Origin of the sequence: Streptomyces sp. NPDC021020, from assembly GCF_044333285.1 — a bacterium.
Taxonomy (GTDB): Bacteria; Actinomycetota; Actinomycetes; order Streptomycetales; family Streptomycetaceae; genus Actinacidiphila.
Genome location: NZ_JBIRQQ010000003.1, coordinates 403,852 through 417,532 on the forward strand (window position 1 = coordinate 403,852; position 13,681 = coordinate 417,532).

16 protein-coding genes are annotated in these 13,681 nt (G+C 70.5%); 11 read left to right on the plus strand and 5 right to left on the minus strand.

Annotated features, from left to right (window positions below; genetic code table 11):
- Nucleotides 1-65: 65 nt before the first annotated feature.
- The 3 genes from ACH4SL_RS10230 to ACH4SL_RS10240 are packed head-to-tail and all read right to left on the minus strand — an operon-like array spanning nt 66 to nt 1,137.
- Nucleotides 66-266, minus strand: coding sequence for a hypothetical protein (locus ACH4SL_RS10230; RefSeq protein ID WP_398443320.1), 201 nt, complete (start codon nt 264-266; stop codon nt 66-68).
- Entirely contained in the window at nt 263-490 is a 228-nt protein-coding gene (locus ACH4SL_RS10235) for a winged helix-turn-helix transcriptional regulator (protein WP_398443322.1), read from the minus strand. Before ACH4SL_RS10235 ends, ACH4SL_RS10230 begins: the two co-directional genes overlap by 4 nt.
- On the minus strand, nt 487-1,137 hold the full coding sequence (locus ACH4SL_RS10240) for a hypothetical protein (protein ID WP_398443324.1): 651 nt from the start codon (nt 1,135-1,137) through the stop codon (nt 487-489). Before ACH4SL_RS10240 ends, ACH4SL_RS10235 begins: the two co-directional genes overlap by 4 nt.
- Nucleotides 1,138-1,554: 417 nt before the next feature.
- Here ACH4SL_RS10240 and ACH4SL_RS10245 point away from each other — a divergent pair, with 417 nt between their 5' ends.
- The 5 genes from ACH4SL_RS10245 to ACH4SL_RS10265 all read left to right on the plus strand — a co-directional run bounded on the left by ACH4SL_RS10245 (nt 1,555) and on the right by ACH4SL_RS10265 (nt 4,611).
- Complete coding sequence (locus tag ACH4SL_RS10245; protein WP_398443326.1) at nt 1,555-2,841, plus strand: hypothetical protein; 1,287 nt, start codon at nt 1,555-1,557, stop codon at nt 2,839-2,841.
- 58 nt (nt 2,842-2,899) lie between these two features.
- Nucleotides 2,900-3,571, plus strand: coding sequence for a type II toxin-antitoxin system Phd/YefM family antitoxin (locus ACH4SL_RS10250; RefSeq protein WP_398443328.1), 672 nt, complete (start codon nt 2,900-2,902; stop codon nt 3,569-3,571).
- A 153-nt stretch (nt 3,572-3,724) separates the two neighbouring features.
- Complete coding sequence (locus ACH4SL_RS10255; RefSeq protein WP_398443330.1) at nt 3,725-3,964, plus strand: hypothetical protein; 240 nt, start codon at nt 3,725-3,727, stop codon at nt 3,962-3,964.
- 1 nt (nt 3,965) lies between these two features.
- Entirely contained in the window at nt 3,966-4,145 is a 180-nt protein-coding gene (locus ACH4SL_RS10260; RefSeq protein ID WP_398443332.1) for a hypothetical protein, read from the plus strand.
- 163 nt (nt 4,146-4,308) lie between these two features.
- Nucleotides 4,309-4,611: a hypothetical protein gene (locus ACH4SL_RS10265; RefSeq protein WP_398443334.1), complete on the plus strand. Its 303-nt coding sequence runs from the start codon at nt 4,309-4,311 to the stop codon at nt 4,609-4,611.
- Nucleotides 4,612-5,103: 492 nt separating this feature from the next.
- Here the strand turns inward: ACH4SL_RS10265 and ACH4SL_RS10270 are convergent, their stop codons facing one another.
- On the minus strand, nt 5,104-6,603 hold the full coding sequence (locus ACH4SL_RS10270) for a recombinase family protein (protein WP_398443336.1): 1,500 nt from the start codon (nt 6,601-6,603) through the stop codon (nt 5,104-5,106).
- A 305-nt stretch (nt 6,604-6,908) separates the two neighbouring features.
- Nucleotides 6,909-7,418, minus strand: coding sequence for a nuclear transport factor 2 family protein (locus tag ACH4SL_RS10275; protein ID WP_398443338.1), 510 nt, complete (start codon nt 7,416-7,418; stop codon nt 6,909-6,911).
- Between the two features lie 127 nt (nt 7,419-7,545).
- Here ACH4SL_RS10275 and ACH4SL_RS10280 point away from each other — a divergent pair, with 127 nt between their 5' ends.
- From ACH4SL_RS10280 to ACH4SL_RS10305, 6 genes are all read left to right on the plus strand, one after another.
- Nucleotides 7,546-8,436 (plus strand): LysR family transcriptional regulator, encoded by an 891-nt coding sequence (locus ACH4SL_RS10280; protein ID WP_398443340.1) that lies wholly within the window; start codon nt 7,546-7,548, stop codon nt 8,434-8,436.
- A gap of 89 nt (nt 8,437-8,525) precedes the next feature.
- Nucleotides 8,526-9,179, plus strand: coding sequence for a winged helix-turn-helix domain-containing protein (locus ACH4SL_RS10285; protein ID WP_398443342.1), 654 nt, complete (start codon nt 8,526-8,528; stop codon nt 9,177-9,179).
- Nucleotides 9,176-10,471: an MFS transporter gene (locus ACH4SL_RS10290; protein WP_398443344.1), complete on the plus strand. Its 1,296-nt coding sequence runs from the start codon at nt 9,176-9,178 to the stop codon at nt 10,469-10,471. The genes ACH4SL_RS10285 and ACH4SL_RS10290 overlap by 4 nt, the downstream gene beginning before the upstream one ends.
- Nucleotides 10,472-10,520: 49 nt before the next feature.
- The gene (locus tag ACH4SL_RS10295) at nt 10,521-11,012 is read left to right on the plus strand and encodes a GNAT family N-acetyltransferase (RefSeq protein WP_398443346.1); all 492 of its coding nucleotides are present in this window, start codon (nt 10,521-10,523) and stop codon (nt 11,010-11,012) included.
- Between the two features lie 401 nt (nt 11,013-11,413).
- Nucleotides 11,414-12,463 carry a glycoside hydrolase family 11 protein gene (locus ACH4SL_RS10300; RefSeq protein ID WP_398443348.1) on the plus strand — a complete coding sequence of 350 codons (1,050 nt, stop codon included), beginning with the start codon at nt 11,414-11,416 and terminating at the stop codon, nt 12,461-12,463.
- A 74-nt stretch (nt 12,464-12,537) separates the two neighbouring features.
- Nucleotides 12,538-13,590 (plus strand): polysaccharide deacetylase family protein, encoded by a 1,053-nt coding sequence (locus tag ACH4SL_RS10305; RefSeq protein ID WP_398443350.1) that lies wholly within the window; start codon nt 12,538-12,540, stop codon nt 13,588-13,590.
- Nucleotides 13,591-13,681: the final 91 nt, after the last annotated feature.

The following is a 13,681-nucleotide window of genomic DNA, read 5'->3' on the forward strand; positions in this document are numbered from 1 at the left end:
GTCCCTGACGACCATGGCCATCAGGAGGAGCACGATCAGGGCGGCGAGGGCGTGGAGGAGAAGGATCAGCACGGCCCCTCCCAGAACTCGATCAGGGCCTGGCGCTTCTCCTCGCCGTGCAGCTCCAGCAAGGAGCCGTCCGGCTGCCGGTCGAAGACGGTGACGGAGCGCACGACGAGGGTCTCGATGACGCCCTCGCCGTGCAGCTCGATGCTGACGATCTGCTCGGGGCCGGTGAAGACGAGCGGGGTGTTGTCGGTGCTCACGCCGGGTCCTCCACGCTCGTCCACAGGGGGTGGACACGCCGGGCCCGGCCCTTCTCCTCCAGCGCCTTCAGATAGCGCAGGGCGCTGCTCTCGGAGATGCCGAGGTCGGCGGCGACCTGCCGGGTGCTCTGGGGGTCGTCCATCACTTCCAGGAACATGCCGACGAGTCGGGCTCCGACTTTCAGCTCCTGGTCGAAGATGATCAGATCCTCGATGCTCTTCACGCGGCCACCGCCAGTTCCTGGGTGGCCTTGCGGATGCCGACGAACTCCACGGCGCGGCCACCGGACTTGCAGGCCCGGCAGTACCGGCGGGTGACCCTGGCCGGGTCGGTGTACAGGTATCCGTTGGTCGCGTAGTCGTGGCCGGAGGGGCACGTGATCTTGCGCCGCTGGTGCTCACCGCTGCGTCCGGCGCGGACGTTCGTCGAGTGGAGCTGGAGCCCGAGGTGGCCCGGGTTGCAGCAGCGGCGATGCGGGTCGGACGTCCCGCCGGGGCACGAGGAGTCGGCATCGTGGCACATGTGACCCAGATGCACGCCCTCCCAGCCGTGCGGGCCGAAGGCGAAGGCCGGAGGGCTGCCGTGCTCAATCGCCCACGCGATCTTGTGGGCGTATGTCTGCTGGCCGCCGAGGCGAAACACGCCGTAGCCGCCGGACGACACGCCACCGGTCCATACCCAGCAGTCGTGGCTGGCCGTCGGGGAGCCCAAGTCCTGGTGCACCCGCGGGTTCCAGCGGTCGAGCAACTCGTCGCCCTGAGAGGCCAGGAGCGCGTCGTACCAGCGGCGCGGCGGGATCAGGACGTCCATGAGCTGGCCGTCCACGCGGGCGCGGGAGGGGGTGTATCGGGTGAGGTCGAGGACCTTCATCGGAATCTCCGGGAGTCGTGCTGCCCAGAGGTCCGTCCCCTGGACGTTGGCCTTAGGCCCTCCAGAGGAGTCATGCCGCACTGGTGGCGACGTATTCAATTTACCGTGGATGGCGTCAGAAAACAAATTCAGACGTCATTGACGGCGGCTCTCCGATTTTAAAATCCAGACCCGTAGTGGAGTACTCCAGGAATCCTTGTAGCAGGATTCCTGCGCGACGCCTGCGGCGGTTCCGGAGGGCTATGGAGGCGCTCGCCGAGGGGGCCAGAGCGGGGCTATCGTTGAGCCCAGACATGACGAAGCCCCCGGCGGGAACCGGGGGCTCAGTCGAAGGGATTTCAAAATCCCGGCGGTCCAGGAGGGCTTCAACCTCCGAGGACCGGTACTCCCCGTACGCCTTGAACCCAGGGAGCGAAGTTGTTCCTCCACAATACCGGCCGTGCCGACACCGGTCACATCGATCTCCAGGGGAAGCCGGAGCGCCCCGCAGCGGACGCGATCAACGGCGCCCACCTGAACGAGATCCGCCAGCGCCTCCTCCTGGAGCCCGCGGCCCTCAATGAGGCCCGGGTCGCCTGGGCCACGGAGATCCACCCGTTCCTGACCGGGGCGCGCGGCATCGCCCGCTGGACGCACCAGCACAAGGAGACGGTCCAGGAGCTGGCCGGACCGGACGGCGGCCTCTCCCGGCACAAGTTCCTCTACACGGCCACGAGGGGCCGCTCCTCCGTGATCGAGGAGGAGCGCGAGGACATGAACCTCCGCTTCAACTCCTTGGCCGGGAGGTCCTGGTCCTGGTCGCCTGACAGATACCGGTCGTTTGCCGCCCAGTCTCTCTCTAAAATCTCAATACCCTCCTCTCCCCTGGTCAGGAAGATCATGGAAGAAGGTAAAGCTCAGAGAGGTAATGGGCGGGAAACGACCGGTGTCGGGGAGGACCTCGCGGAGGCCCTCATCCTGGCCGAGGAGGAGTTCGAGAGGGTGAAGGAGTGGGGGACCAGCGGATCGTGGTCGCGCAACCTGATGACCGCCCTCGACCCCGCTGCCGACACCTGGGCTGAGGACGCGAGCGTGGAGGGGCTGGGCAAGCACGCCTGGCGCCTGGCCGTGCTGTTCGGGGTCCAGGACATCATCATCACCCAGAGGGATCTGATGGCCCTGACGGGCTTGGCCGAGCGCCCGGTCCGGCGCCTCTTGGAACGCTGGAAGGCGAGCCCTCAGTCCTGGATCTTCGAGCTGAAGGTCGGCAGGGCGAAGGTCTACGTGCTCGCGTTCTTCCAGCTACTCGACCCCAGTGGCATGCTCAACTGCGGTCACTGGACCCGCAAGGACAAGCTGTACGCCGCGCAGGCCAGGGACGCCAAGGAGCGGGCCACGGCGGCCCGCCGGGGGACTCCCGAGGGCGCCATCGCCTGGAAGGCGTGCGGACCCCGTACGCGCCAGGCGTTCCTGGACGAGCTGCCCCAGGATGCGGACCCGAGGTGGCGGGAGCTGGTTGAGGCCGGGGACGAGCGGGCCTGCCACACCTACCTTGTCGAGCAGGCGCAGGACGCGGGGTCCGTGCCGAGTACCCCGGAGGCCCTGGGCGACCCCGTAGAGGTCGAGCCGGCCGAGGGGATCGGGTTGAGCGCGGTTCCGGAGCTGCACGCGGAGGGGCGGGACAGGTTCGCCTGCATGCGGGCGCGGGTGCTGGGCACGAGCTGACGCACGAAGCACGCACCTGGCACGTGCCTAGCACGTGCATCGTGCTAATATGGCACGCATGAATGTGGACCGCTACTCCATCACCGACCTGCGGCGTAAGAGCGCCGAGGTGGTCGACGCCCTGAAGGCGGGCGAGACGGTCGCCCTCACGCACAACGGCACGGTGTTGGCGCACATCGTGCCGGTAGCACATCAGGGTGTGCCGCAGGTGGCGCGCGAGGAGGTGCCGTCCGGTGGATCCGAGGTGGTCGACCTGCTTCGGGAGCAGACCGCACTCCTGCGGGAGCTGGTCCAGCAGGGCAAGCAGGTCCAGCCCCTGGAGGCCGCCAGGGCGCCCGTGGTGACCGTTCCCATTCCGGAGGGGCCGGAGGTTCGGACGGAACCTGAGAGGGCCCCTGGGCCCCACCGGGTGGTCGTCCCGCAGCGCGTGGAGGATGCGAAGCAGCAGCCCCGGAAGCTGACGCCGAAGGAACTGGCGACAGTCCTGGACTGGTACGGATTGGTCGCGATCGAGGGTGGCGGCTTCGAGATCAACGGCCGGGGTCTGGAGAAGGGGACCTCGAAGCTCCACGCCCAGGCGAAGAAGGGGCGGTCGGAGGCCGCTGAGGTTGTGGCCTTGGACGCGAACGACGCCCGACGTCAGCAGTACGTTCTCAACGTTCAGATCGAGGCATTCACCGAGGTTGTGAGGAAATACGAGTCCGGCGAATCCAACTGGCTCCCGCTGTAGGTACTCCAAGGATTCCAGTGCTGTCTAATAGGTAGTTATGTGCGGCCTCTCCGGAGCCGCTATGGTGCCCCCTGCAAGCCCCGCTCCGAACCCCACGGGAGCGGGGTTTGATCGTTTTCATGGGGACTGGATTTTAAATCCCGGGGAGGCCGCGTGACCGTGGAATGGGACCAGGCGGGGCACTATCAGACCGCCGACGGCGACCGGGTCAGCCTGCTCCGGCTGGGCGGCGAATGGGCGGTCTGCTGGGCGTACGGATATCCCCACGAGAGTCTCCGGCTCATCTCCTACGGCGAGGCGATGCCCGCGGCGATCGACGCGTTCGTCTCGTCCCGCGAGGGCAAACAGCTCATGTACGACTCCCGCATGGCCTGGCAGAGCGGGAGCGTGTGAGGTGGCGAACGGCGAGCGGCTCTACACGGTGAAGGCGTTCTCGAACGCACCTGAGCACGCGCCCACAGGGGGTGCCGTGTACATCGTCACCGACCTGACCGAGGCCCAGAAGGACGCCTTGGTGGCCCGGGAGGAAGAACAGCACCCGGACCGCTGGTTGATAGCGGACGTGCAGGACTGATGGAGGCGCGCTGCGAGGAATGCAGTGAGCTGGCCGTGGAGGTCGAGCCCACGACGTGGAACCCCTGCTGGGGCCCGAAGCCCCAGTGGTCGCACGAGGACGGCGAGCCGCTGTGCGCCGTGGTCGGCAACAACGGCTATGAGCCCTGTGGGGTGGTGTTCATATGAAGGGCCTCGTCATCCTCGACCCCGAGGCGCCCGGCGGCTGTAGGCCAGTCCCGGGTGGTGTGGTGGCCAACGGCAAGACTCTCCGCTCGGTCGCCATGAAGCGGCTGATCGACAACCTGGTCCGCGAACAGATCCGCTGGGCCGAGCGTGAGCGCAGGGAGGCGGCGTGGGTCGAGCGCCAGATGGCCAATGCCCCCGCCCTCACGATGGTTCAGATGCAGTTGCTCCGCCGTCTGAAGCGGGATCTGACGAAGTCTGCGTTGACGAATCGGCCTGAGCCGGTTCCACGGCACCACTGAGGACGCGAAGAGTCTTGAGGGCCGCTTCACGCCGCTCAGAGTCCCTGGCCAGAAAGCTGAACAGCGCGGCTGTGACGTATACGCCAACCATCACGCACAGCAAGGACATAAGCAGCCAGGCGATGGGGGCCGGAAGGGCGAGTGCGGCGCTGGCTAGGCCCGCTCCGCTTGCCACGAGCGCGGGCCCCAGTTTCGTGTAGGCACGAGAGACCGACTGGGGCCCAACCAGACGATCACCACGTCCTCGGAAGCCGAGGAAGATCAGTGAGGCCGCAAGCAACAGAAGGTAGAAGTCTCCGGTCAGCGTGAGGTTGAACCATCGGTCGTGGCGCGCCTCCCATAGTCCCCACACTGCGAGCCCCACGGCTGACCAGGCGAAGGCCAGGACCAACGCAACCGTGGTCAGCTTCCAGAGCGGTATTGAGCGCCTCATCACGCCACCCCCAAGGTTTCCTGGGGACGTTGTACCCAAATGTCAGGCGCTTCGCGGACCTACCGCCAGAAGATCTCGATCCGGTCCGGGTTCCACACGTTGAAGGGCCGGGTCGCCGGGTGGATGAGGATCTCCCGGATCAGGCCCCGGTAGGTGCTCTGCTTCCGGGGCACGGAGTAGTCCTTCCACGCCTTCTGTAGCTCAGCGGCACTGATGTCCAGCAGGTTGGCCTTGACGCCGTACTCCGCGGCCTGCTTGCGGGCGTCCGCCATCCGTCCGTTGAGCTTGTCGATCGCGTCCTGGATCTCCCGGGCGGGCCGGTCTCCGTCGAGCAGCTCATCCTCCAGCTCGCCCTTCCGCTTCTCCCACCGGGCGAGTTTGGCCTCCAGTTTGGGGCGAGGGTCGTCCGGGTCTTCCTCGGCCACGACCTCAATCTCCTCCATATGCGCGAACAGGAGCTTCTCGATCAGCGGCTCCAGATCAGGGATCTGGATGGTCCGGCCACCGCAGCCGCCCCCGTCGCGCTTGCAGGTGTAGATGGGCATGTCCTTGTCGCCGCGCTGACCAGTCCGCATCTTCTTGTGCGGCCTGCCCCGCTCCGTGCACTCGCACGGTTCACCGACCACATGGGGCACCCGGCAAGTGCACCGAACCAATCCCGAAAGCGGGTACTTGAGGGCAGTCGAATCCCGGTCGCCGTGCTCGGCTCTCCACTCCTCGGACCGCTCGGACAGAAGGGCTCGCAGCATGTCGCTGTCCTCGATCGAGATGATCGCGGGCCAGACGGCCCTTCCCTTAATCACGCCCCGGTGCTCCTTGCGCCCGGAGATCCGGGCGGACATGAGCATGTACCGCATCGCCTGGTGGGTCCAGTCGCGCCCGGTCGTGGTCTTCACGCCCTTGCTGATGGCGTCCATGACCAGGCTGTGCATCTTCTCGCCCCCCAGGGCGCGAGCAGCCCACTCCCGGATGTAGGGGACCTCCTCTTCATTGAGGACCTCTCCCAGCACCTTCCGGCGCGGCCCCTCGCCGTCGTACAGCCGCGTGTACCCGAACGGGCGGTGGCCGCCGTTGTGGATCGCGCCTGCGGACACCAGCTCCTCGACCTTGCGGAGGATGCGCTCCTGCTTGTGCTCGACCTCGTACTTGGCGATGGCGCCGAGCATGCGGGCCACGAGCCGGCCGGTGGGGGTGCTCAGGTCGAGGTCGCCCGCCTTGACGGTGGCGATCTCGGTCTTGTGGTCCTCCACGATGATGATCAGGTCTTCCAGCTCTGCGGGCTGGCGGTACAAGCGGTCGGGGTGCCAGGAGATGACGGCGTCGATGTGGCCGGACTTCACGTCCTCCAGCATCCGCAGGTAGTCCTTGCGCTTCTTCCGGCGGTCAGCGGCGGTGACGTCGTTATCGACGTACACCTCCACGACCTTCCAGCCGAGCGCAGCAGCCGCGAGGCGGCAGTCGTCCTCCTGGCGTTTCACACCCAGGCCGCCCCCCTCGCGGTCATCGGAGATGCGGACGTAGATGCCGACGCGGCGGACCCTGGCGGTTGAGGCCTTCATGGCGTCAGGCTAGGCGAGTAGATGGTCTCTAAGGAAGTTGTGGCACCACGGCAGCGCGTACCGGGACGACGAGTTCTTCGCCCGGCTGCACCCGCGGCTGGCGCTCGTCTCGGTGGGGGCGCACAACACGTACCACCACCCGGCGCCGGGGACGGTGGCCGCGCTGCGGGCGCTGGGCGCCACCGTCTTCCGCACGGACCGGGACGGCCCCGTCGCCGTCACCGCCGGCCCGGGCGGCCTGCGTGCCGCGATGCCCCGCCGCGGGGGCGGTGGGCTGCTCGCGGCGGGGGAGGGGCGGCGCGCGGTCAGGCGCCGAAGATCGCGGTGGGGTCGCCGGTGTACCAGGTGTTGTCGATGCGCATGCGGCGGATCACCCAGCGGTCGCCGTCGCGCACCAGGTCCACCGCGTAGGGGTTCTTGAGCAGGGCGAAGGTGCCGTGGTCGGCGGTCAGCAGGTGCTGGGCCTCGACGAGGGCGGTGAGCCGCGCGGTGTCGCCGTCGATCGCGATGCGCGGGTTGGTGACCTGGTGGGTGGTGTCCACGCGCCCGGCGAAGAGGCCGAGGATCGTGGTGACGATGGTGTCCCGCCCGGCCAGCAGCGGGGCCGTGCCGCCCCACTTCGCGGAGGCCGGGGCGAAGTCCACCTCGGCGTCGGGCGCGAAGGCGGAGGCGAAGAGTGCGGCGTCCCGGAGGTCCTGGCCCAGGCCGAAGCGCAGGAGCGCGTCGAGGATCTCCGTGCGGTCGCGCAGCTCCCGCAGGGCCGCCGCGGTGTCGGCGGCGGGGGCGGTGAGGGCGTGGGGTCCGGTGACGTACATCGCGTGCTCCTGGTGCGGGTCGGTCGGGGGGCGGTGCTGGTTCGACCCTCGCCGGGCGCGGCGGCCGGATCAACGCCGGGCTGTGCAACGATCGTCAAGGCGGGCTTGACGATGCGGGGGCGGCGCGATGCTGGAGCGGCACGAGCTGGAGGCGTTCCTCACGCTGGCCGAGGAGCTGCACTTCGGCCGGACCGCGGAGCGGCTGCACCTGACCACCGCCCGGGTCAGCCAGACGATCGCGAAGCTCGAACGCCGGGTCGGCGCCCCGCTGTTCGCGCGCACCAGCCGCCGGGTGGAGCTGACGCCGGTCGGCCGGCGGCTCGTGGAGGAGGTGCGGCCGGCGTGGGCGCGGATCGCGGCGGCGTACGGGGCCGCGGTCGAGGCCGGCCGAGGGCTCACGGGCACGCTGGGCGTCGCGTTCGCGGGCGCCGCGGGCGGCCAGCTCCTGGCGGGGGCCGCCGAGCTCTTCCGGGAGCAGGCGCCCGGCTGCGAGGTCCGGATCCGCGAGGTGCTGCCCGCGGACGTCGTGGCGTGGCTGCGCGACGGCGAGGCCGACCTCGTCCTGGCGAGCCTCCCGGTGGACGGGCCCGGCATCGCCTCCGGGCCGGTGCTGATCGGTGAGGCGCGCATGCTCGCCGTGCCCGCGGGGCACCCCTTCGCCCGCCGTGCGTCGCTGTCCCTGGAGGATCTGGCGCGGGTGACGCTGCTGCGGCTGCCCGACCACGCGCCGCGTTCCCTCCAGGAGGACCGCGCGCCCCACGCCACCCCGGCCGGGCGGCCGGTCGCGCACGGCCCGGCGGCGGCGACCTTCCACGAGCTGCTCACCCTCGTCGGCGCGGGCCGGGGCGCCCTCGTCGTCGGCGCCCAGACCCGCCGCTACTACGCGCGCCCCGACGTCGCCTACGTCCCCTTCCGGGACGCCCCGCCCGTGGAGTGGGCCCTGCACTGGCGCGCCGACGCCGCCACCGCCCGCGTCCGGGCCTTCGCCGACGCCGTCCACACGCTGCTCGACCGCTGACCCGGGGCCGCCGCCCCCGTACGTATCCCCTTGCCTTGACGCTAAAGGTCTCTTGCTAAAGGAATCTTTAGAAAGCTATCGTGAGATACATGCCCGAGAAGCCGCTCGACCACCAGATCCACCTCAGCGACCCCCGCGCCCTGCGCGCGTACGCCCACCCGACGCGGATGGCGCTGGTCGGGCTGCTGCGCATGGAGGGGCCGTTCACGGCGACGCGGGCGGCCGAGCTGACGGGGGAGTCCGTCGCCAGCTGCTCCTACCACCTGCGGATACTGGCGAAGTACGGCCTCGTCGAGGAGGCGGAGCCGGGCGCGGCGGGGCGGGAGAAGCCGTGGCGGGCCACGGCGTCGTACACCGACTGGCCGACCTACTCCACGGACCCGGCGGTCGCCGACGCCGCCGAGGCGCTGAGCGTCGCCGTGGCGGAGTCGCAGTTCCACCGCCTGATGCGGGCCCGCGAGCTGCGGCACACGCTGCCCCCCGCATGGCAGCAGGCCGAGACGTACTCCGACGCGATCCTCTACCTCACCCCCGAGGAGCTGTCCGCGCTGGGGGAGCGGATCAACGCGGTGATCGCGGAGTACGCGGAGCGCGGCCAGGACCCGGCGCACCGCAACGCGGCCGCCCGCCGCGTGGCCTACCTGCACACCGGCTACGTCGCCCCCGAGCAGCCGAAAGCACCCGAGGCCCCTGCCCCGGGCCCGGACCCCGCCCCCGCCCCGGATCCCCGGGAAGAGCCGTGAGCACCGCCACCGCCACCGCCGTCCGCGCGCTCGCGGCCCGGGCGCCCGCGCTGCTGCGGGAGCGGCAGTTCCGGCGCTACTGGACCGGCCAGACGGTCTCCCTCTTCGGCGACGAGGTGACCTACCTCGCCGTGCCGCTCGCCGCCGTCCTGGTGCTGCACACCGGGCCCACCGGCATGGGCTGGCTGCGCTTCGCCGGGCTGCTGCCCGCCCTGCTCTTCTCGCTGCACGGCGGGGTCTGGGCGGACCGCCGCGGGCGCCGCCGCCAGGCGATGATCGCCGCCGACCTCGGCCGCGCCGCGCTCATGGCGTCCGTCCCGCTCGCCTACGCCCTCGGCGTGCTCACCTTCGCCCAGCTCTGCGCCGTCGTCTTCGCCGTCGGCACCCTCGCGGTCGCCTTCGACGTCTGCAACGCCACGCTCTTCGTGTCCCTCGTCGACCGGGGGAGCTACGTCACCGGCAGCTCGCTGGTCAGCGGCAGCCGGGCCTTCTCCTTCATGGCCGGGCCCAGCGCCGGCGGCCTGCTGGTGCAAGTGCTCGCCGCCCCGCTGGCGCTGCTCGTGGACGCGGCCTCCTACGTCGTCTCGGCCTGGCAGCTCGCCCGGATAGCGCCCGCGGAGCCGCCTGCCGTGCCGCGCGCCAGCGGCCAGCTCACCGAGGGGCTGCGCTTCGTCGGGCGCTCCGCGCTGCTGCGCCCGATGCTCTCCTGCGTCGCCACGATCAACCTCTTCAACTTCGCCTTCAGCACCCTCGTCGTCCTCTACGCGGTCGACGGCCTGGGCCTGGGCGCCGGGACGCTGGGCCTGGTCATCGGCGCCGGGGCGGTCGGCAGCCTGCTCGGCTCGGTGGTCAGCGGGCGGATCGTGCGGGCGATCGGCATCGGCCCGGCCCTCACGCTGGGCGCGGTCGCCTTCCCCGCCCCGCTGGTGCTCGTGCCCATGGCGGGCGGCCCCACCCCGCTCGTGCTCGCCGCCTTCTTCGTCGCGGAGTTCGCAGCCGGCCTCGGTGTCATGCTGCTCGACATCGCCGCGGACACGCTCAAGGCCGCCGTCATCCCGCACGCCCTGCGCTCGCGCGTGTCCGGCGCCTTCCGCATGGTCAACTACGGGGTGCGCCCGCTCGGCGCGCTCGGCGGCGGCCTCCTCGGCTCCGCGATCGGGCTGCGCCCCGCGCTGTGGGCCGTGACCGTCGCGGCCACGCTCGGCGCGCTGTGGCTGCTCCCGTCCCCGATACCGCGGCTGCGCCACCTCCCGAAACCCGGGCAGCCCGAAGAAGCCGCACAGCTTGCCTGACCTCAGGCCCCGCCGCAGGTCAGCGGGGGTGCGATGGGATACTTCCGGGATGAGCGCCGCCCCGCCCCCCGCCCCCGCGCAGCCGCCGTCCTGGCACCTGCGGCCGTCCACCGACGCGGATCTGGAGCCGCTCGCGGACCTGCGCGCGGTGGTCATGCGCCCGGACCTGGAGCGCCTGGGCCGCTACGACGAGCACCGGGTACGGCAGCGGCTGCGCGACTCCTTCTCCACCGCGCACACCGCGATCATCGTCGTCGGCGACGACGTCGCGGGCTCCGTCACGCTGCGCCCCGCCGAGGGCGGAGGGCAGGTGCTGGAGCACTTCTACCTCGCCCCGCGCCACCAGGGCCGCGGCCTCGGCTCCGACGTGCTGCGGGCGGTGCTGGCGCAGGCCGACGCACGCGGGCAGACCGTGCGCCTGAACGTGCTCCAGGGCAGCCCCGCCCGCCGGCTCTACGCACGGCACGGCTTCACCGTCGAGTCCGAGGACCCGGTGGACGTCTTCATGACCCGCCCCCCGGCCACGACCCCGGCGGCCTGACCCGTTCCACCGCGCAAACATCCGGAATGTTTACGAAAATTTCGGAGCCGACACCCGTGATCTTCGGGGCAACAACCCCGCTATCCGTTGACGCTCTCGTCGCTCATCCCCTTCCGGTGTGCCGTGGCCTGGCACAACACTGTGCCACGCTCTCCCGCGCCAGCCGAAGGTTTCGCTAACTTCGCCGAAACTGTTGACAGTTGACGGGGGCGGATCAACACTGTTCGCCGTTGAGACCGCACCACCCGTCACCCGGACCGCACCGCGGCCCGGGCTTTCCGGGCCCTCCCGCACGAGCCGCCGAGCGGGGTGTCCGAGCCATCCCCCACAAGTGACCGCCCCTGCCACGGGGCCATGTCGCGCTGCCCGCACCCACCGGGCATCCCTCCAGGAGGACACCTGTGAACCGTCCCCCCACCGCTGCCAAGGGCCGGATACGCCTGCTCCTCAGCGCGTTCCTGACGACCGCGCTCGTCGGCGTCGCCGCCCTCGTCATGCCGGGCACCGCAAGTGCCGACACGACCGTCAACTCCAACAGCACCGGCACCAACAACGGGTACTTCTACTCGTTCTGGAGCCAGAACAGCGGCCAGGCCTCGATGACGATGGGCTCCGGCGGCCAGTACAGCACCACGTGGAACAACGTCACCAACTTCGTGGCCGGCAAGGGCTGGAACCCGGGCAACACCTCGCCCGTGACCTACTCCGGCTCCTGGAACTGCAACGGCAACTGCTACCTGTCGCTGTACGGCTGGACCACGAACCCGCTCATCGAGTACTACATCGTCGAGAACTACGGCAGCTACAACCCCAGCAGCGGCGCCACCCGGCTGGGCTCGGTCAGCAGTGACGGCAGCACGTACGACCTGTACCGCACGCAGCGCGTCAACCAGCCCTCGATCCAGGGCACCGCGACGTTCTACCAGTACTGGGCCGTCCGCCAGGCCAAGCGCACCGGCGGCACCATCACCGTCTCCACCATCTTCAACGCGTGGTCGCAGGCGGGCCTGAACCTCGGCACCCCGAACTACGAGATCCTGGCCACCGAGGGCTACGGCTCCTCCGGCAGCTCCAACATCACCGTCGGCTCCAGCGGCGGCGGGGGCAGCACGGGCGGCACCACCGGCGGCACGACCGGCGGGACCACGGGCGGCACGACCGGCGGCGGCAGCGGCGGCACGGGCGGCAGCTGCACCGCCAACGTCACGGCCGGCGACTCCTGGTCGGACCGCTACAACCTCAACGTCTCGGTGAGCGGCTCCAGCAACTGGACCGTCACCGCGAACGTCCCGAGCCCCGAGAAGGTCATGGCGACCTGGAACATCACCGCCAGCTACCCCAACGCCCAGACCCTGACCGCCAAGCCCAACGGCAGCGGCAACAACTGGGGCCTGACGGTGCAGAAGAACGGCTCCACCACCTGGCCCACCTTCTCCTGCAAGGTCGGCTGACGCTCCACCACCCCTCGTCCGGCGGCGGGCGGCCCGACACGGGCCGCCCGCCCGTCCGCAGCGGAGATCCCCCCATGACTGACACGCCCCGCACCACCTCCCGCACCCTGATCGCGGGCCTCGCGGTGGCCGCGCTCGCCGCGACCGGCGTCGTCGCCGCGACCGTCAACTCCACCCCCTCGCAGGCGGCCACCTGCAACGGCTACGTCGGCCTGACCTTCGACGACGGCCCCTCCAACGACCACACCCCGGCGATCCTCAACGCGCTCAAGCAGAACGGCCTGCGCGCGACGATGTTCAACGAGGGCCAGTACGCCGCCTCGTACCCCTCGCAGGTCGCGGCCGAGGTCGCGGCGGGCATGTGGGTCGGCAACCACAGCTACACCCACCCGCACCTGATCCAGGAGAGCCAGGCCCAGATCGACTCCGAGGTCGGCCAGACCCAGCAGAAGATCGCGGCCGCGGGCGGCGGTACGCCGAAGCTCTTCCGGCCGCCGTACGGCGAGACCAACTCCACCCTGAAGTCGGTCGAGGCCAAGTACGGCCTGACCGAGGTCATCTGGGACGTCGACTCGCAGGACTGGAACGGTGCCAGCACCGACGCCATCGTGGCCGCCAACGCCCGGCTCACCAACGGCCAGGTCATCCTGATGCACGAATGGCCCGCCAACACCCTGGCCGCGATCCCGCGCATCGCGCAGGGCCTGGCCAGCCGGGGCCTGTGCTATGGCATGATCTCCCCGCAGACCGGCCGCGCGGTCGCCCCCGACGGCGGCGGCTCCACCACCACGGGCGGCACCACCACGGGCGGGACGACGACGGGCGGCACCACGACCGGCGGCAGCACCGGCGGCAGCGGCGGCGGCTGCACCGCGACGCTCTCCGCGGGCACCTCGTGGAGCGACCGCTACAACCTCAACGTCGCGGTCTCCGGCTCCAGCAACTGGACGGTCACGATGAACGTCCCGGCGCCCGAGAAGATCATGTCGACCTGGAACATCACCGCGAGCTACCCCAACGCCCAGACGCTCGTCGCCAAGCCCAACGGCAGCGGCAACAACTGGGGCGTGACCGTCCAGAAGAACGGCTCCACCACCTGGCCCACGGTCTCCTGCTCCGCGAGCTGACCCCCCCCGCACCACCCCGTACCACCCCGGACCGCGGGGCCCGGCGCCTGGACGCGGCGCCGGGTCCCGCACCTGCCCGCCCCGGCCGCCG